The sequence below is a fragment of the Leclercia barmai genome, from assembly GCF_049312895.1.
Classification (GTDB): Bacteria; Pseudomonadota; Gammaproteobacteria; order Enterobacterales; family Enterobacteriaceae; genus Enterobacter; species Enterobacter barmai.
On sequence record NZ_JBMNWZ010000002.1, the window covers coordinates 381,035 to 398,408 of the forward strand.

Genomic DNA, 17,374 nt, shown 5'->3' on the forward strand with positions numbered 1-17,374 from the left:
GTCTGCAGATCGTTACGGCAACTTGCTTTCGAGCGGATTTTTACTGAGGTAAGCGGCGCACTCGACGGTAGGACGATCGACGCGCTGCAGGATCATCCCGTCATACTCGATGGCCGAGCCTTCACGCTCCAGCGGATAAATATCCAGCTTGCGGGTGACGTTATAAAAATCGTCAGAACGCAGCATGATTTTCCCCGGTACAGCCACTACCCGCTGCCACTGACGGCAATCCAGGGTATCCCCTTCTTGCGTCACCACCAGCGTCGCCATCGCTTCCGGGCTGACCAGGCTGCTTTGCGGCCCTTTCGACTGCCAGTACCCCGCCAGTTCCGCCGGGACAGGATGCTTGATCACGTCCTGATATTTATCGACCTGCACACAGCCGGTTAACGCCAGCAGCCCCGCCATAATTGCTATTTTTTTCATCATGATTCCATGTACGGAGAAAAAAATAGTGTGGCATTAAAGCCGTCGCGTCGCCAGCACCAGAAGGACTAAACCTGCATACTCATCACGTCCTGGTACGCCTGCATCAGCTTGTTACGCACCTGGATGCCCATCTGCATCGACACCGACGCTTTTTGTAAATCGGTCATCACATCGTTCAGCCCGATGCCCGGCGCGCCCATAGTGAATTTTTCGCCCTGCACGCGCGCCGCGGTTTGCGTGTCGCTGATCCGGTCCAGCGCCGCATGCAGCTGGCCCGCGAAGCTGACGGTTGACTGCACGTCAGCCACGTTCTGATTCCGGGCGGTCATTGCCGTTGCCTGAAGCTGGCTGATGACGCCTTCAATCCCCTGTATTGCCATGACTTTCCCCTGATGGTTTTTTACGCGCTCAAGAGTAGCAGTCTGTCAATGAGATAAAGGCGCTAAATAGCGATAAAAAACCAGGTTATTTGACGCATAGAAATTCCCGATTCATCAAATAATGGCACGGCCATGATTATGGAATTTTTGTTGTGTTTGCCGACCCGGGAGTCTGTTTTGTTTCTCCACACCAATAATGAAATCCACGATGAGTCACGAGGTGCGCTATGACTGCGTCAGCAACATCAGGCCCTCAAACTAAATCTCTCGAATGGATGAGCCGCCTGCGCGCGAACCCTAAAGTGCCATTGATCGTGGCAGGTGCTGCCGCCATCGCTATTGTGGTCGCTATGGTCTTATGGGCCAAACAACCTGACTACCGCACCCTGTTCAGCAACCTCTCTGACCAGGATGGCGGCGCTATCGTCACCCAGTTAACCCAGATGAACGTCCCTTACCGCTTCGCGGATAACGGCGGCGCGCTGGAAGTCCCTGCCGATAAAGTTCATGAACTCCGCTTACGTCTTGCCCAGCAAGGGCTGCCGAAAGGCGGCGCGGTAGGCTTTGAGCTGCTGGATCAGGAAAAATTCGGTATCAGCCAGTTCAGCGAGCAGGTTAACTACCAGCGCGCGCTGGAAGGAGAACTGGCCCGCACCATCGAAACGCTGGGCCCGCTGAAGAGCGCCCGTGTTCACCTGGCCATGCCAAAACCGACGCTGTTTGTGCGTGAACAAAAAGCCCCGTCGGCTTCCGTCACCGTTAACCTGCAGCCTGGCCGCGCGCTGGATGAAGGGCAGATTAGCGCGGTGGTGCATCTGGTCTCCAGCGCCGTGGCGGGTTTACCGCCGGGTAACGTGACCCTGGTGGATCAGATGGGCCGCCTGTTAACCAAATCCAATAACGGCGATCGCGATCTGAATGACGCGCAGCTGAAATATGCCACCGACGTGGAAAATCGCGTTCAGAGCCGCATCGAAGCGATTCTGGGCCCGATTGTCGGGACAGCTAACGTGCATGCCCAGGTCACCGCGCAGATCGATTTCTCCGATAAAGAGCAGACCGAAGAGCAATATCGTCCGAACGGCGATGCCGCCCAGGCGGTCATGCGCTCGCGTCAGGTGAATGAAAACCTGCAGGTCGGCGGGCCAAATCCTGGCGGCGTGCCGGGCGCGCTCTCCAACCAGCCTGCCCCGGCTAACACCGCGCCCATTAACGCCCCGGCACAGAACCAGCAGAACGGCCAACAGGCGAACCAACAGCAGCAGCAAACGGCGTCGGCCGCGAATTCCGGTCCGCGCACCAGCAGCCGCAACGAAACCACTAACTACGAAGTCGATCGCACCATTCGCCACACCAAAATGAACACCGGCGATGTGCAGCGTCTCTCCGTGGCGGTGGTCGTCAACTACAAAACCCTGCCGGACGGTAAGCCGCTGCCGCTGACCGCCGAGCAGATGAAACAGATCGAAAACCTGACCCGTGAAGCCATGGGTTACTCCGAGAAGCGTGGCGATACCTTAAACGTCGTGAACTCGCCGTTCAGCGCGGTTGACGATACCAGCGGCGAGCTGCCGTTCTGGAAAACCCAGTCGTTTATCGAGCAGATGCTGGAAGCCGGTCGCTGGCTGCTGGTGGTGATTGTCGCCTGGCTGCTGTGGCGTAAAGCGGTACGTCCGCAGATCGTCCGTCGCGCAGAGGAAGCGAAAGCGCTGAAAGAGCAGACCATGCTGCGTCAGGAAACAGAAGAAGCGGTGGAAGTCCGCCTCAGCAAAGACGAACAGATGCAGCAGCGCCGTGCTAACCAGCGCATGGGCGCTGAAGTGATGAGCCAGCGTATTCGCGAAATGTCAGATAACGATCCGCGCGTCGTGGCGCTGGTCATTCGCCAGTGGATGAGTACAGAAAATGAGTAACCTTACCGGAACGGATAAAAGCGTCATCCTGCTGATGACCATTGGCGAGGACCGGGCGGCAGAGGTGTTCAAACACCTCTCCCAGCGCGAAGTACAGGTTCTCAGCGCGGCGATGGCCAACGTGCGCCAGATCTCCAACAAACAGCTGACCGAGGTGCTGGCAGAGTTTGAGCAGGAAGCGGAACAGTTCGCGGCGCTCAACGTCAACGCCAACGAATACCTGCGTTCGGTGCTGGTCAAAGCGCTCGGCGAAGAGCGCGCGGCCAGCCTGCTGGAAGATATTCTCGAGACCCGCGACACCGCCAGCGGCATCGAAACGCTCAACTTTATGGAGCCGCAAACCGCTGCCGATCTTATTCGCGACGAGCATCCGCAGATCATCGCCACCATCCTGGTTCACCTCAAGCGGGGTCAGGCGGCCGATATTCTGGCGCTGTTCGACGAACGCCTGCGTCACGATGTGATGCTGCGTATCGCCACCTTCGGCGGCGTCCAGCCAGCGGCGCTGGCGGAGCTGACCGAGGTGCTGAACGGCCTGCTCGACGGCCAGAACCTCAAGCGCAGCAAAATGGGCGGCGTGAGAACGGCGGCCGAAATTATCAACCTGATGAAAACGCAGCAGGAAGAGGCGGTTATTACCGCAGTCCGCGAGTTCGACGGCGAACTGGCGCAGAAAATTATCGACGAGATGTTCCTGTTCGAAAACCTGGTCGACGTGGACGATCGCAGTATCCAGCGCCTGCTGCAGGAAGTGGACTCCGAATCGCTGCTTATCGCCCTCAAAGGTGCCGAACAGCCGCTGCGCGAGAAGTTCCTGCGCAATATGTCCCAGCGTGCGGCGGATATCCTGCGCGACGACCTTGCCAACCGTGGTCCGGTGCGTCTGTCTCAGGTGGAAAACGAACAGAAAGCAATCCTGCTTATTGTGCGTCGTCTGGCCGAAACCGGCGAGATGGTGGTAGGCAGCGGCGAGGATACCTATGTCTGATGAACTGCCGTGGAAGGTCTGGACGCCGGATGACCTCTCCCCTCCCCGCGCGGAATTTGTGCCCGCGAGCGTCGCCCCTGCCGAACCCGGCGAGGACGACGACGCGCCCGAATTAAGCGAAGAGGAGCAGCGCGCGCAGCAGCTGGCACAGATCCAGATGCAGGCGCACGATCAGGGCTATGCTGCCGGGCTGAACGAAGGCCGGCAGAAAGGTCAGGATCAGGGCTATCAGGAAGGTCTGGCTCAGGGCCTGGCGCAGGGGTTAGAGCAGGCGCGCTCGCAGCAGGCGCCGATCCATGCCCGTATGCAGCAGCTGGTGAGCGAGTTCCAGAACACGCTTGATGCGCTGGACAGCGTTATCGCCTCGCGTCTGATGCAGATGGCGCTGGAGGCGGCACGCCAGGTGATCGGCCACACGCCGCCGGTAGATAATTCGTCGCTGATCAAACAGATCCAGGGGCTGTTGCAACAGGAGCCGCTGTTCAGCGGCAAACCGCAGCTGCGCGTTCACCCGGACGATCTGCAGCGCGTGGAAGAGATGCTCGGCGCGACCCTGAGCCTGCACGGCTGGCGTCTGCGCGGCGATCCGACCCTGCATCACGGCGGATGTAAAGTCTCCGCCGATGAAGGGGATCTGGATGCCAGCGTAGCCACCCGCTGGCAGGAACTGTGCCGCCTGGCGGCACCGGGAGTCATCTGATGACCGCACGCCTCACCCGCTGGCTCAACACCCTCGACAACTTTGAAACGAAGATGGCGCAGCTGCCCGCCGTGCGTCGCTATGGCCGCTTAACCCGCGCCACCGGCCTGGTGCTGGAAGCCACGGGCCTTCAGCTGCCGTTGGGGGCCACCTGCATTATTGAGCGGCCAGACGGGAACGAGATCCGCGAAGTCGAGAGTGAAGTGGTCGGCTTTAACGGCCAGCGCCTGTTCCTGATGCCGCTGGAAGAGGTCGAAGGGGTTCTGCCCGGCGCGCGGGTGTATGCCAAAAATTTATCCGGCGACGGACTGCACAGCGGCAAACAACTGCCGCTCGGCCCGGCGCTGCTCGGACGCGTGCTGGACGGCGGAGGTAAACCGCTGGACGGCCTGCCCGCGCCCGATACCACCGAGACCGGCGCGCTGGTAACCCAGCCCTTCAACCCGTTACAACGAACGCCGATCGAGCATGTGCTGGATACCGGCGTGCGCCCGATCAACGCCCTGCTGACCGTCGGTCGCGGCCAGCGTATGGGCCTGTTTGCCGGCTCCGGCGTCGGCAAATCGGTGCTGCTCGGGATGATGGCTCGCTATACCCAGGCCGACGTTATCGTGGTGGGGCTGATTGGCGAGCGTGGCCGTGAAGTGAAAGATTTTATCGAGAACATCCTCGGGCCCGAAGGGCGTGCCCGCTCGGTAGTGATTGCCGCCCCGGCGGACGTCTCTCCCCTGCTGCGTATGCAGGGTGCCGCCTATGCTACCCGTATCGCCGAAGATTTCCGCGACCGGGGTCAGCACGTGCTGCTGATCATGGACTCCCTGACCCGTTATGCGATGGCCCAGCGTGAGATCGCCCTGGCCATCGGCGAACCACCTGCCACCAAAGGTTATCCGCCGTCGGTGTTTGCCAAATTACCGGCGCTGGTCGAGCGCGCGGGTAACGGCATCAGCGGCGGGGGCTCGATTACCGCGTTTTACACGGTTCTGACCGAAGGCGATGACCAGCAGGATCCGATTGCCGACTCGGCGCGTGCGATCCTCGACGGCCATATCGTTCTGTCGCGCCGCCTGGCCGAAGCGGGCCACTACCCGGCGATTGATATTGAAGCCTCGATCAGCCGTGCGATGACGGCTCTGATCTCCGAGAAGCATTACGCCCGGGTGCGTAACTTCAAGCAGCTGCTCTCCAGCTTCCAGCGCAACCGCGATCTGGTCAGCGTCGGGGCCTATGCCAAAGGCAGCGACCCGATGCTCGACAAGGCGATTGCCCTGTGGCCGCACCTGGAGGCGTATCTGCAGCAGGGTATTTTTGAAAAAGCCGACTGGGAAAGCTCGATCCAGGCTCTGGAGATGATCTTCCCGCAGGCGTAACCAGGTAGAGGGCGAATGTCATGGCACAACACGGCGCATTAACCACGCTGAAAGATCTGGCCGAAAAAGACGTTGATACTGCCGCACAGCAGCTGGGCGCGATGCGCCGCGGTTACCAGCAGGCGGAAGAGCAGCTGAAGATGTTGATCGACTACCAGCATGAGTATCGCAATAACCTCAATACCGATATGACACAGGGCATCGGCAGCCAGCGCTGGATCAACTACCAACAGTTCATTCAGACGCTGGAAAAAGCGATCGAACAGCATCGCCAGCAGGTACTTCAGTGGACCGAAAAGGTTGACCGGGCGTTGAACGTCTGGCGCGAGAAGAAACAGCGTCTACAGGCCTGGCAGACGCTGCAGGATCGCCAGCTTGCCGCCGCTATGCTGGCGGAAAACCGTCTCGATCAGAAAAAAATGGATGAATTTGCCCAGCGGGCAACAATGAGGACCCCGGAATGATCACCCTTCAACAACTGCTTTCGAGCGACAGCGAACTTACTGCTGGCGTCCGGGGCGGAAAAGCGGCCGATGGCGCGCAGGATTTTCTTGCCCTGCTGGCGGGCGCGTTAAGCGATGCAAAAGGCCAGGGCAAAGAAGCTGGCCTGACGCTGAGCGATCTGCAGGCATCGGGCGGCAAGCTCGCGAAAGCGGCGCTGCAGGCCGGTGCGGCTGACGCCGACGTTGACGCCGATGCCGGTAAGCTGGCCGAACTGCTGGCGCGTCAGGACCTGACGTTCACCGACGAAAAAGCCACCCCGCCGGGGCTGACGCAGAGTCTGCTGCCCGCAGCCAAAAGCGACGTGCTGAAGAGCCTGACCCAGGCGGCGAAAGAGGCCGACAGTAAAACCGAGCTCAGCGAAGAGGAGCTGGCGGGCTTAAGCGCCTTAATGGCAATGCTGCCCCACCAGCAGACCGCAACCGTTGCGGCCCCTCAGCCGGTCAGCGCCACCAGCCTTGACGTGAAGGCGGCAGCCACCAGCGAGCGCGGACGTCAGCCAGCCCTGGATACCAATGCCCTGGGCAGCACGAAAACCGTCGCTCAGGATAAAGATGCGTTGGTTGCCGACAACCAACTGACGCCAGCCGTCGCCGCGACCATCAACAAACAGGCGGCAGAGAGCACTCCGTCCCCGACCGGGCCAACCGCCACGATGGGGCCGATTGTCAGTACTCATACCTCCGTACAGGGGACCTTTGCCGCCGCACCGGTGGTCAGCGCCCAGCTGGGCAGCAACGAGTGGCAGCAGACCATCAGCCAGCACATCACGCTGTTTACCCGTCAGGGCCAGCAGAGCGCCGAACTGCGTCTGCATCCGGAAGATCTTGGCCAGGTGCAGATCACCCTCAAGCTGGATGATAACCAGGCGCAGCTGCAGATGGTGTCAGGCCATAGCCACGTTCGCGCGGCGCTGGAAGCGGCGCTGCCGGTTCTGCGCACCCAACTGGCGGAGAACGGCATTCAGCTGACCCAAAGCAGCATCAGCAGTGAAAACTTTAACGGTCAACAGCAGGCCTCTTCTCAGCATCAGCAGCAGGCATCCCGCTCCGGCAATGCCGGCGGATTTGATGAAGAGAACGATGAGCTGCTGGCGGTACCTGCCTCCCTGCAGTCTGCCGCACGTGGAAACAGCGCTGTCGATATCTTCGCCTAAACCTAAACGCCAGAGGTAGCGTGATTATCCCCGTCTTTTCGACCCTTTGACGGCGACGGGACACGGGATAATCACCACATTAGCAGTTCCGAAACAGGAAGCACGCAACAGATGACTGACTCCGCCATCACCAAAAAAAGTAAGCGTTCCATCTGGATCCCGCTGCTGGTGTTAATTACGCTCGCCGCCTGCGCCACCGCAGGTTACAGCTACTGGCGTATGAATAAAGCCCCTTCAGCCGAAGCCAAAGTAGAGCCACCACCACCGGCTGCACCGGTCTTTTTCGCGCTGGATACGTTCACCGTTAACCTGGGCGACGCCGATCACGTGTTTTACGTGGGCGTTACGCTGCGCCTGAAAGACGAAGCCACCCGCGCGCGTCTGAGTGAGTACCTGCCGGAAGTGCGCAGCCGTCTGCTGCTGCTGTTTTCCCGTCAGGATCCTGCCCAGCTCTCTACCGATGAAGGTAAACAGAAGCTGGTAGAAGCCATCAAGCAAACGCTGGCCGCGCCTCTGATCAGCGGTCAACCTAAGCAGGAAGTCACCGACGTTCTGTATACAGCTTTCATTCTGCGGTAACGACATGGGCGACAGTATTCTTTCTCAGGCGGAAATCGATGCGCTGCTCAACGGCGACAGCGATAAGGCCGACGAACCAAAAGCGGGCCAGGCGGGCGAAAGCGACATTCGCCCCTACGATCCTAATACCCAGCGTCGCGTGGTGCGCGAGCGTCTGCAGGCGCTGGAGATCATTAACGAACGTTTCGCGCGTCAGTTCCGTATGGGGCTGTTTAACCTGCTGCGCCGTAGCCCGGATATCACCGTCGGCGCGATCCGCATTCAGCCGTATCATGAGTTCGCGCGTAACCTGCCGGTGCCAACGAACCTCAACCTGATCCACCTGAAGCCGCTGCGCGGCACAGGCCTGTTCGTCTTCTCGCCAAGCCTGGTGTTTATCGCCGTGGATAACCTGTTTGGCGGCGACGGACGTTTCCCGACCAAAGTGGAAGGGCGCGAGTTCACCCACACCGAACAGCGCGTCATCAACCGCATGCTGAAGCTGGCTCTTGAGGGCTATAGCGACGCATGGAAGGCGATCCACCCGCTGGACGTGGAGTATGTGCGTTCCGAGATGCAGGTGAAGTTCACCAACATCACCACCTCGCCAAACGACATCGTGGTCAACACCCCGTTCCACGTGGAGATCGGCAACCTGACCGGTGAGTTCAACATCTGCCTGCCGTTCAGCATGATTGAGCCGCTGCGCGAAGTGCTGGTGAACCCGCCGCTGGAAAACTCCCGCCATGAAGACCAGAACTGGCGTGAGAACCTGGTCCGCCAGGTTCAGCACTCCCAGCTGGAGCTGGTGGCGAACTTTGCCGACGTGCCGCTGCGTTTGTCGCAAATTTTAAAATTAAAACCCGGCGATGTTCTGCCGATAGAAAAACCCGACCGCATCATTGCGCATGTGGATGGCGTGCCCGTGCTGACCAGCCAGTATGGCACCGTTAACAATCAGTACGCGTTACGCGTTGAGCACCTGATCAACCCGATTTTGAATTCTCTGAATGAGGAACAGCCCAAATGAGTGATATGAACAATCCGTCCGATGACAACACCGGAGCACTGGACGATCTGTGGGCTGAGGCGTTAAACGAACAACAGGCACCGGCCAGCAAAAGCGTTGCCGATGCGGTATTCCAGCAGCTGGGCGGCGGTGACGTCAGCGGTACGCTGCAGGATATCGATCTGATCATGGATATCCCGGTCAAGCTGACCGTGGAGCTGGGCCGTACCCGGATGACCATCAAAGAGCTGCTGCGCCTGACGCAGGGTTCAGTGGTGGCGCTGGACGGTCTGGCCGGTGAGCCGCTGGATATTCTGATCAACGGCTACCTGATTGCCCAGGGTGAAGTAGTGGTTGTCGCCGACAAGTACGGCGTGCGCATCACCGACATCATCACCCCGTCTGAACGTATGCGTCGTCTGAGCCGTTAAGTATGAAAACCCAGGCAATCGTCTCACAACCCTCTGCCGTTCCAGGCTCGCCGCTGCTTCAGGTTAGCGGCGCGCTGCTGGGGATCATTGCCTTTATTCTGATTGTCGCGTGGCTTGCAAAACGCGTGGGTCTGGCGGGCAAAACCGCCGGAGCCCGCGGGTTGAAGCTCGCCGCCAGCACCTCACTGGGCCCGCGTGAGCGGGTGGTGATCGTGGAAGTGGAAGACGCCCGGCTGGTGCTGGGTGTCACCGCCTCACAAATTACTATTCTGCATACATTGCCGCCTGCGCCGGTCTCTGAGGAGAGTCGCGCAGATGTTCAACCGGATTTTCAGTCCGTGATGAAGAGTTTGCTTAAGCGTTCCGGGAGATCGTGATGCGCCGTTTGTTGTCCCTTACGCTGGCAGGCCTTGGCCTGTTTGCTCCCGCCGTGTATGCCCAGCTGCCAGGCCTTATCTCCACGCCGATGGCCAACGGTGGCCAGAGCTGGTCTCTGCCGGTGCAGACGCTGGTGTTTATCACCTCGCTGACATTTATCCCGGCAATCCTGCTGATGATGACCAGCTTCACCCGTATCATCATCGTCTTCGGCCTGCTGCGAAACGCGCTGGGTACGCCCTCCGCGCCGCCTAACCAGGTGCTGCTCGGTCTTTCGCTGTTTTTGACCTTTTTTATTATGTCCCCGGTGATCGACAAGATTTATGTCGACGCCTATCAGCCGTTTAGCGAAGAGAAGATCTCGATGCAGGAGGCGCTGGAAAAAGGGGCGCAGCCGCTGCGTGAATTTATGCTGCGTCAGACCCGTGAAGCCGACCTGGCGCTGTTTGCCCGTCTGGCTAACGCCGGGCCGATTCAGGGGCCGGAAGCGGTGCCGATGCGCATTCTGCTGCCCGCCTACGTCACCAGCGAGCTGAAAACCGCGTTCCAGATTGGCTTTACGATCTTCATTCCGTTTTTGATTATCGACCTGGTGATTGCCAGCGTCCTGATGGCGCTCGGGATGATGATGGTGCCACCGGCCACCATCGCCCTGCCCTTCAAGCTGATGCTGTTTGTTCTGGTGGACGGCTGGCAGCTGCTGGTGGGTTCGCTGGCGCAAAGTTTCTACAGTTGAGGAGCGCGCAATGACGCCAGAATCGGTCATGATGATGGGCACGGAAGCGATGAAGGTCGCCATTTCCGTTGCCGCTCCCCTGCTGCTGGTGGCGCTGGTCACCGGTCTGGTCATCAGTATCCTGCAGGCCGCCACGCAGATTAACGAGATGACGCTGTCGTTTATCCCGAAAATCATCGCCGTGTTTGTGGCGATCATTATCGCCGGGCCCTGGATGCTGAACCTGCTGCTGGATTACATGCGCAATCTGTTCACCAACCTGCCCTACATCATCGGCTAGTCATGCTGCAAGTTACCAGCGTTCAATGGCTTGAGTGGCTCGGCCTCTACTTCTGGCCGCTGCTGCGCATTCTGGCGCTGATCTCTACCGCGCCGATCCTGAGCGAGCGGGCCATTCCCAAGCGGGTGAAGGTCGGTCTGGCAATCCTGATCACTATTATTGTCGCCCCGACGCTGCCGCCGGTAAACGTGCCCATTTTTTCCGCTCCGGCGCTGTGGGTGGGGTTGCAGCAGATCCTGATTGGCGTCGCCATCGGCTTTACGATGCAGTTCGCGTTTGCCGCCGTGCGTACGGCCGGGGAGCTGATTGGCCTGCAGATGGGTCTGTCGTTCGCCACCTTCTTTGACCCGGGCAGCCGGCTGAACATGCCCATCCTCGCCCGTATCATCGACCTGCTGGCGATGCTGCTGTTTATGGCCTTTGACGGCCATCTGTGGCTGATTTCAATGCTGGTGGATACCTTCCACACGCTGCCCATTGGCGGCAATCCGGTTAACAGCAACGCTTTCATGGCGCTGGTCAGCGCGGCCGGGCTGATTTTCCTCAACGGACTGATGCTGGCGCTGCCGCTCATTACCCTGCTGCTGGCAGTCAACCTGTCGCTGGGCTTACTGAACCGTATGGCGCCGCAGCTCTCGGTGTTTGTCATTGGTTTCCCGATTACCCTGACCATCGGTATTCTGCTTATCTCCCTCCTCATGCCGCTTATTGCACCTTTCTGCGAACATTTATTCAGTGAAGTATTTAATTTGCTGGCCGATATCGTGCGCGAACTTCCGACGAAATAATAACCCCTGTGTTTTATATTGTTTCTTTGAGGATATTCCTAAAATAAAGAACGCGAAACATCTGCCAGGATATATCTGATGCGGGTTGAATGTTTTAATGCTACTCACATAATTCAACATTTACTTTACTTTAAGATGTTTCCTGGCAAATTATACGTAACTTTACGGGATAGTGAGTTCGCCTGAAAGTCCTTGTAATGCTCACAGGTAATTTATTTTTTCCATCCCGTTTGGCTGTTATAGAGCTCTCAGGCAGGTGGTTAATTATCGTTATGCATTGAGTGAGGGTATGCCATGTCAACGATCATTATGGATTTATGCAGTTACACCCGGCTAGGGTTAACCGGGTATCTGGCCAGCAGAGGGGTAAAGAAAAAGGACATCAACGATGTACATACCGTTGACGAACTTGCCGCCGCATGCGAGGCCTTTACGCCAGGTGTGGTGTTTATTAATGAGGACTGTTTCATTCACGACCCCGCCAACAGTCAGCAAATAAAGCACATCATTAATCAACATCCCGGCACACTGTTTATTGTTTTTATGGCGATAGCCAATATCCATTTCGATGAATATTTGCGGGTTCGTCAGAATCTTCTGATTAGTTCAAAATCTATTAAACCAGAATCACTGGATGAACTGGTGGGGGATTATTTAAGCAAAGAGATAAAGAGTGTAGCAGAATTTAATTTTCCGACTTTATCATTAAGCCGAACTGAATCCAGCATGCTGCGAATGTGGATGGCTGGACAGGGAACGATTCAGATTTCCGACCAGATGAATATCAAGGCGAAAACCGTATCGTCACATAAGGGAAATATTAAAAGGAAGATAAAAACGCATAATAAGCAAGTGATCTATCATGTCGTTCGTCTGACAGATAATGTGACCAACGGAATTTACGTTAACCTGCGATAACCCCTTCTCCTTTCTTACACGCAATCCGATCTCTGGCTATGCCAGAGATTTTTCATTCCGGTCGGGCCAGCCCGCGCCACCCGACATCCACGCTACTCCTGGCTCTCAACGAAGATACCGTCAGGGTGGCCCAGCTCGTTAAAGAACCAGATCCCGAGCGGGTAATCTTCCAGCGAGACCAGATACATCGTGCCTTCATTAAACTGTTCAACCGCCAGTACAACACCCGGGCGACGCGGCCCGCCATCGGTTTTAACTGTGACCCGATCGTTGACGTTCATAAAATCCTCCTCTGGTTTTGAGCCAGTGTAGAACAAAACGTGAAAACTGGCAGCGTGTTGCCGCGCGATTGCCGCTTTTATCGGCGGTCTATACTTACAGATGAGTTCGGTTAAATGAGGAGTGAGGAATGAAGACCGCAAAAGAGTACAGCGAGACTGCAAAACGGGAAGTGAATGTTGACGTTGACGCCCTGCTCGCCGCAATCAATGAAATTAGCGAGAGCGAGGTCAAGCGGATCGAGGATGACCCTACCCGGGTAAGAGTGAACGACAGGGATTACCATACCTGGCGCGAGCTGGCGGAGGCCTTCGAGCTGGATATTCATGATTTTAGCGTAACGGAAGTGAACCGCTGAGGCGAAAAAAATCCCGGTCATGGGGTGACCGGGATCAAACTTGCTTATGCAAGAAGCACTTGTAAATTCGTTACACCAGGAAATCTGATGTCGGGTAAACATTATCTGCAAAATTTTTGCAAGACAAGGAAATATTCTTCACATTTATAGTTACCGCGCGAAATTAAAATATTAGTTATGGTTCCACAACACGCGTGGGGCGCGGGGTGCGCGGGATCGGTTCCAGACGTAAACCGTTTTAGCGAATTTGCTTTTAAGAAAAATCCTATAAAAGGCCTTTATCAGTTACGGGAGATGCTATGCCTTCACTTGACGATCCGCTGCTCATTTATAGCGATCTGGACGGCACATTGCTGGACATTCACACCTATGACTGGCAGCCCGCGCTTGGCTGGCTGGAGAAGTTACGGGACAACCAGATCCCGGTGATCCTCTGCAGCAGTAAAACCGCGGCGGAGATGCTGGAGATCCAGAGCGACCTGGGCCTGGATGGCCTGCCCTTTATTGCCGAAAACGGCGCGGTGATCCAGCTGGACGTGCGCTGGAACGACCATCCCGACGCCCCACGGTTAATCACCGGCGCTGCCCATACCGACATCGTTAACGTCATTAACCAGCTGCGCGACCGGGAGGGTTATAAATTCACCACCTTTGATGATGTGGATGAGCGGGTGATTGGCGAGTGGACCGGGCTTAACCGCGAGCGCGCGGCGCTGGCGAAGCTGCATGAAGCCTCGGTGACCCTTATCTGGCGCGACAGCGACGAGAGAATGGCCGCCTTTGACGATGCCCTGGCCGGGCTGGGGCTGAAGTTTGTGCAGGGCGCGCGGTTCTGGCACGTTCTGGATGAGCGCGGCGGCAAAGACCAGGCGATTAACTGGCTTAACGAGCAGTACCTGCAGCGCGAAGGCGCGCTCCCCACTACCCTCGGCCTGGGGGACGGCCCCAACGACGCCCCGCTGCTGGATAGCGTCGATTACGCCGTGGTGGTCAAAGGCATTAATCGCCAGGGCGTGGCGCTAAAAAACGACGACCCGGCGCGGGTCTACCATACCCACCAGCCCGGCCCTGCCGGATGGCGTGAAGGGCTGGATCACTTCTTCTCGTCCTGACCCACTACCTGGTTGCGTCCTCGCTGCTTCGCCTCGTAGAGACGGGCGTCGGCGATGGACTGCAGCTGTTCAAAATCGTAATTCCCGCTTTCCTGCGCGCTGCTGACGCCAATCGACACGCTGACGCGGGTCGTCTGGCTCTTTTTCACCAGGATCTCCCGGCGATTGATGCGCTCGCGAATGCGCTGGGCAATCACCATCGCCTGTACCGGGCCGGTGTCCGGCAGCACCACGCAGAACTCCTCTCCCCCAACCCGACCGGCGACATCGCGCTCCCGTATCGTACGGGTGATCAACCCGGCCGCATGGGTCAGCACTTTATCCCCCGCCTGGTGACCAAACCGGTCGTTGACGCTTTTAAAGTGATCAAGATCCATCTGCAACACCGAGTAAGGCTGCTTTTGCTGTTCACAACGCTTCGCCAGCGCTTTCGCGCGCTCAAACAGCGCACCACGGTTATTGATGCGCGTCAGGGGGTCGTGCCAGGCCTGCCACTGGAGCGAGTGCTGCAGGCGGTACATATTGCTGACCATCCGGCGGATCACAATCCAGGAAACGACCAGCATGCCGGTGAACAGCAGCCACAGCAGCGCCAGGGCGATAGTAATACTGCCAAAATCGCCGTTGGCCCCTTCCCTCAGGGTATGGATGCGCAACACCACGCCATCGAAGTGATCCAGATGCTGCCAGTTGACGTAGCGGCTCCCCAGACGGAGATCCCCTTCGGTATCTTTTTCCAGCGCAGCGGCGATTTGCGCCCGCTCACGCTCGTCAAAATGGTTCACATCGTCGGCATTGCTCTCTGAGGTGACGAGCAGGTTAAAACCGTTGTCGTAGAGCTGGAACTCCCCTTCACCGTTGCCGTCTACTGCATCCTGCAGCAATTTTTTGAGCCCGGTAAGGGTAAAGTCTATTCCCAGCGCGCCGTACCAGTAGTGCTGATAATCGACCGGTACGCTGACGGTGACGGTGCCATCCTCCGCCCCTTGGGTAAACCAGCGCACGCTGCGGGTCCGGTTCTCACGTTCCGACTGGCCGGTGTACCACGGGCGTGTTACCAGCTGGTAATAGCGGGAGATAATGTCATTGCCCCAGTCTGCAGGTTCCGTCGAGACGTAAAACCCGGCGCGGGAGACATAGACCACGCGCTTTGCGTGTGCCGCAGGCGCGTCGATTCGCAGCAAATAGCCCATTTCGAAGGCGGCGCTCAACTCTCTTTCAAGCCGTTCTTCGTCGCGTATCAGGCTGGTGGTTTGCCGCACAAAAGCATCAGAAACGCCGTTTAGCGGTAAGGTGCGCCGCACGTCGAACGTCAGCTGCCAGAAGGGTTTTCCCTGCAGATCTCTAAAATGGGAGACAGTATTGTGTAGCACCGTGGAGGCCAGCGGGGTTTCAAGGGCGTCGCGCATGCCGTTGCGAAAGAACAGCAGTTTTTCAACGCTGAATTCAAGCTGTCGATCCAGTGAATTGACCACTGTCTCCAGATGATTTTTCTGGCTGGCGGCGTAGGCATCCTCCAGCACCACAGCCTCACGCCAGGTCAGCAGCGTAGAGAAGATGAGGACGGCAATAAAGCATATATTAACAACCCGGCCCGGATGAAAACGGTGTCGCGCCGAAAAAGCGTCTTTTCCTGAAACGTTATCGTGCTCCACACACTCTCCATGAAAGCCAACTCTGCCCTCCGCATGACATTAACGTCTGGCGGGTTTTGCAATGCTACTGCTGTTGGCGATTATAGCGAACAAAAACGCCCGGCAGTGCCGGGCGTAGCGTGACTTAAGCCATATCCTGTCGCCGGGTGCCGTCACCATGCTGAAGCTCATCTTCACGAAACGCTTCCTGCTTGATGCCGTAACCGTCGTACCAGCGACACTCCACCATTCCGCTTGCATAGCCGGTGACGACCATACGTGGACCGCCGTTTTTAGGCTTAACTTCATCGCTGACCAGAAAGACCATAACCGCCTCCTTTATCAGTGTGAAACTGTATCAATTTAGTCGAGGAATAGAAGTTATGCCTGGTATAGACGCAGCCTATTAATGTGAGCGACCTTGCATTTTTTCGACAACTTTCACTACCGCTACGACGATAAGACCAATGATAAAGCCCAGCACCAGATTCAGTAACGTCGGTAAAATGGCCGCGATAACAGCGCCTTGCGCCTCAGCGAAGTGCTCAATGGCATGATGCAGCGGGGCGATACCGTGTACCACAATCCCGCCGCCGACCAGGAACATCGCCAGGGTGCCAATCACCGATAACGACTTCATCAGCCAGGGTGCAATCACCAGCAGCGCCTTGCCGATCCCCTGTGCCAGCGCGCTGGTTTTCTCGCTCAGCCAGTAGCCGATATCGTCCAGTTTGACGATTAGCCCCACCAGGCCGTAAACCCCGATGGTCACCAGAATGGCGATGCCGGAGAGCACCAGCACCTGATTCAGCAGCGGCGCGTCCGCCACGATCCCGAGGGTAATAGCGACAATTTCCGCCGACAGAATAAAGTCGGTACGGATAGCCCCCTTCACTTTATCGCGCTCGAAAGCGACAGGATCTTTGGCGGCCAGCGCTTCCAGACGCTGTTGCCGCGCGGCCGGGCTCTCCTTCTCCTTGTCTTTACGCGATGCGATAGTGTGGAGGATCTTCTCTGCCCCTTCAAAACAGAGAAACGCCCCGCCAATCATCAACAGGGGCGTAATGGCCCAGGGGATAAAGGCGCTGATCAGCAGCGCCAGCGGCACCAGGATCACCTTATTGATAAAGGATCCCTTCGCCACGGCCCAGACCACCGGCAGCTCGCGGTTGGCGCGCACGCCCGTGACCTGTTGAGCGTTGAGGGATAAGTCATCCCCCAGCACGCCCGCGGTCTTTTTCGCCGCCAGTTTTCCCATCAGTGAAATATCATCCAGCAGCGTGGCGATATCATCGAGCAGTGTTAATAAGCTACTTCCCGCCAAAATAACGTTCCTTTTTTTTGTTAATTACCACAACAGTATGGAGTAAAACCGCGAACCCCGAAACCATCCCGATTAAGTCAACAAATTATTCACATCTGCGACACAATTAAAGGACTCGCCAGAGTGATAGTT

At 57.5% G+C, this 17,374-nt stretch carries 21 protein-coding genes and 1 pseudogene; 16 read left to right on the plus strand and 6 right to left on the minus strand.

Annotated features, from left to right (window positions below; translation table 11 throughout):
* Window positions 1-12: 12 nt before the first annotated feature.
* Window positions 13-426 carry a lipoprotein YedD gene (yedD, locus tag ACOYA6_RS10190; protein WP_039032563.1) on the minus strand — a complete coding sequence of 138 codons (414 nt, stop codon included), beginning with the start codon at window positions 424-426 and terminating at the stop codon, window positions 13-15.
* A gap of 68 nt (window positions 427-494) precedes the next feature.
* Entirely contained in the window at window positions 495-809 is a 315-nt protein-coding gene (fliE, locus tag ACOYA6_RS10195; RefSeq protein ID WP_039032562.1) for a flagellar hook-basal body complex protein FliE, read from the minus strand.
* Between the two features lie 227 nt (window positions 810-1,036).
* Here fliE and fliF point away from each other — a divergent pair, with 227 nt between their 5' ends.
* The 14 genes and pseudogenes from fliF (at window position 1,037) to rcsA (ending at window position 12,535) form a co-directional block, all read left to right on the plus strand.
* On the plus strand, window positions 1,037-2,722 hold the full coding sequence (gene fliF / locus ACOYA6_RS10200) for a flagellar basal-body MS-ring/collar protein FliF (protein WP_039032561.1): 1,686 nt from the start codon (window positions 1,037-1,039) through the stop codon (window positions 2,720-2,722).
* The gene (gene fliG / locus ACOYA6_RS10205) at window positions 2,715-3,710 is read left to right on the plus strand and encodes a flagellar motor switch protein FliG (RefSeq protein WP_039032560.1); all 996 of its coding nucleotides are present in this window, start codon (window positions 2,715-2,717) and stop codon (window positions 3,708-3,710) included. The genes fliF and fliG overlap by 8 nt, the downstream gene beginning before the upstream one ends.
* Window positions 3,703-4,410: a flagellar assembly protein FliH gene (gene fliH / locus ACOYA6_RS10210; protein WP_039032559.1), complete on the plus strand. Its 708-nt coding sequence runs from the start codon at window positions 3,703-3,705 to the stop codon at window positions 4,408-4,410. The genes fliG and fliH overlap by 8 nt, the downstream gene beginning before the upstream one ends.
* Window positions 4,410-5,780: a flagellar protein export ATPase FliI gene (gene fliI, locus ACOYA6_RS10215; protein ID WP_139563187.1), complete on the plus strand. Its 1,371-nt coding sequence runs from the start codon at window positions 4,410-4,412 to the stop codon at window positions 5,778-5,780. The genes fliH and fliI overlap by 1 nt, the downstream gene beginning before the upstream one ends.
* A 20-nt stretch (window positions 5,781-5,800) precedes the next feature.
* A complete protein-coding gene (gene fliJ / locus ACOYA6_RS10220; RefSeq protein ID WP_039032557.1) occupies window positions 5,801-6,244 on the plus strand; it encodes a flagellar export protein FliJ in 444 nt (147 codons plus the stop codon).
* A complete protein-coding gene (fliK, locus tag ACOYA6_RS10225; protein WP_422654632.1) occupies window positions 6,241-7,437 on the plus strand; it encodes a flagellar hook length control protein FliK in 1,197 nt (398 codons plus the stop codon). The genes fliJ and fliK overlap by 4 nt, the downstream gene beginning before the upstream one ends.
* Window positions 7,438-7,548: 111 nt before the next feature.
* Complete coding sequence (fliL, locus tag ACOYA6_RS10230; RefSeq protein WP_039032555.1) at window positions 7,549-8,016, plus strand: flagellar basal body-associated protein FliL; 468 nt, start codon at window positions 7,549-7,551, stop codon at window positions 8,014-8,016.
* A 4-nt stretch (window positions 8,017-8,020) separates the two neighbouring features.
* On the plus strand, window positions 8,021-9,025 hold the full coding sequence (fliM, locus tag ACOYA6_RS10235; RefSeq protein ID WP_039032554.1) for a flagellar motor switch protein FliM: 1,005 nt from the start codon (window positions 8,021-8,023) through the stop codon (window positions 9,023-9,025).
* On the plus strand, window positions 9,022-9,435 hold the full coding sequence (gene fliN / locus ACOYA6_RS10240; RefSeq protein ID WP_039032553.1) for a flagellar motor switch protein FliN: 414 nt from the start codon (window positions 9,022-9,024) through the stop codon (window positions 9,433-9,435). Before fliM ends, fliN begins: the two co-directional genes overlap by 4 nt.
* A gap of 2 nt (window positions 9,436-9,437) precedes the next feature.
* Window positions 9,438-9,812, plus strand: coding sequence for a flagellar biosynthetic protein FliO (gene fliO / locus ACOYA6_RS10245; RefSeq protein WP_422654633.1), 375 nt, complete (start codon window positions 9,438-9,440; stop codon window positions 9,810-9,812).
* Window positions 9,812-10,549 carry a flagellar type III secretion system pore protein FliP gene (gene fliP / locus ACOYA6_RS10250; protein WP_039032551.1) on the plus strand — a complete coding sequence of 246 codons (738 nt, stop codon included), beginning with the start codon at window positions 9,812-9,814 and terminating at the stop codon, window positions 10,547-10,549. Before fliO ends, fliP begins: the two co-directional genes overlap by 1 nt.
* 10 nt (window positions 10,550-10,559) lie before the next feature.
* A complete protein-coding gene (fliQ, locus tag ACOYA6_RS10255; protein ID WP_039032550.1) occupies window positions 10,560-10,829 on the plus strand; it encodes a flagellar biosynthesis protein FliQ in 270 nt (89 codons plus the stop codon).
* Window positions 10,830-10,831: 2 nt separating this feature from the next.
* Window positions 10,832-11,608 (plus strand): annotated as a pseudogene (gene fliR, locus ACOYA6_RS10260) (flagellar biosynthetic protein FliR); the annotation flags it as partial.
* A gap of 303 nt (window positions 11,609-11,911) precedes the next feature.
* Window positions 11,912-12,535, plus strand: a complete 624-nt coding sequence (rcsA, locus tag ACOYA6_RS10265) for a transcriptional regulator RcsA (protein WP_039032548.1) — start codon at window positions 11,912-11,914, stop codon at window positions 12,533-12,535.
* Between the two features lie 92 nt (window positions 12,536-12,627).
* Here the strand turns inward: rcsA and dsrB are convergent, their stop codons facing one another.
* Window positions 12,628-12,816 (minus strand): protein DsrB, encoded by a 189-nt coding sequence (gene dsrB, locus ACOYA6_RS10270; protein WP_039032547.1) that lies wholly within the window; start codon window positions 12,814-12,816, stop codon window positions 12,628-12,630.
* A gap of 128 nt (window positions 12,817-12,944) precedes the next feature.
* Here dsrB and yodD point away from each other — a divergent pair, with 128 nt between their 5' ends.
* Both yodD and ACOYA6_RS10280 read left to right on the plus strand, forming a co-directional pair.
* Window positions 12,945-13,172 carry a YodD family peroxide/acid resistance protein gene (gene yodD / locus ACOYA6_RS10275; RefSeq protein WP_039032546.1) on the plus strand — a complete coding sequence of 76 codons (228 nt, stop codon included), beginning with the start codon at window positions 12,945-12,947 and terminating at the stop codon, window positions 13,170-13,172.
* 299 nt (window positions 13,173-13,471) lie between these two features.
* Window positions 13,472-14,284, plus strand: a complete 813-nt coding sequence (locus ACOYA6_RS10280; RefSeq protein WP_138369993.1) for a mannosyl-3-phosphoglycerate phosphatase-related protein — start codon at window positions 13,472-13,474, stop codon at window positions 14,282-14,284.
* Here ACOYA6_RS10280 and dgcQ read toward each other — a convergent pair.
* From dgcQ to ACOYA6_RS10295, 3 genes are all read right to left on the minus strand, one after another.
* The gene (gene dgcQ / locus ACOYA6_RS10285) at window positions 14,266-15,939 is read right to left on the minus strand and encodes a cellulose biosynthesis regulator diguanylate cyclase DgcQ (RefSeq protein ID WP_422654634.1); all 1,674 of its coding nucleotides are present in this window, start codon (window positions 15,937-15,939) and stop codon (window positions 14,266-14,268) included. The two genes, ACOYA6_RS10280 and dgcQ, sit on opposite strands and share 19 nt — an antisense overlap.
* 124 nt (window positions 15,940-16,063) lie before the next feature.
* On the minus strand, window positions 16,064-16,246 hold the full coding sequence (locus ACOYA6_RS10290) for a YodC family protein (protein ID WP_039032543.1): 183 nt from the start codon (window positions 16,244-16,246) through the stop codon (window positions 16,064-16,066).
* Between the two features lie 78 nt (window positions 16,247-16,324).
* A complete protein-coding gene (locus tag ACOYA6_RS10295; RefSeq protein WP_422654635.1) occupies window positions 16,325-17,242 on the minus strand; it encodes a DUF808 domain-containing protein in 918 nt (305 codons plus the stop codon).
* Window positions 17,243-17,374 lie beyond the last annotated feature (132 nt).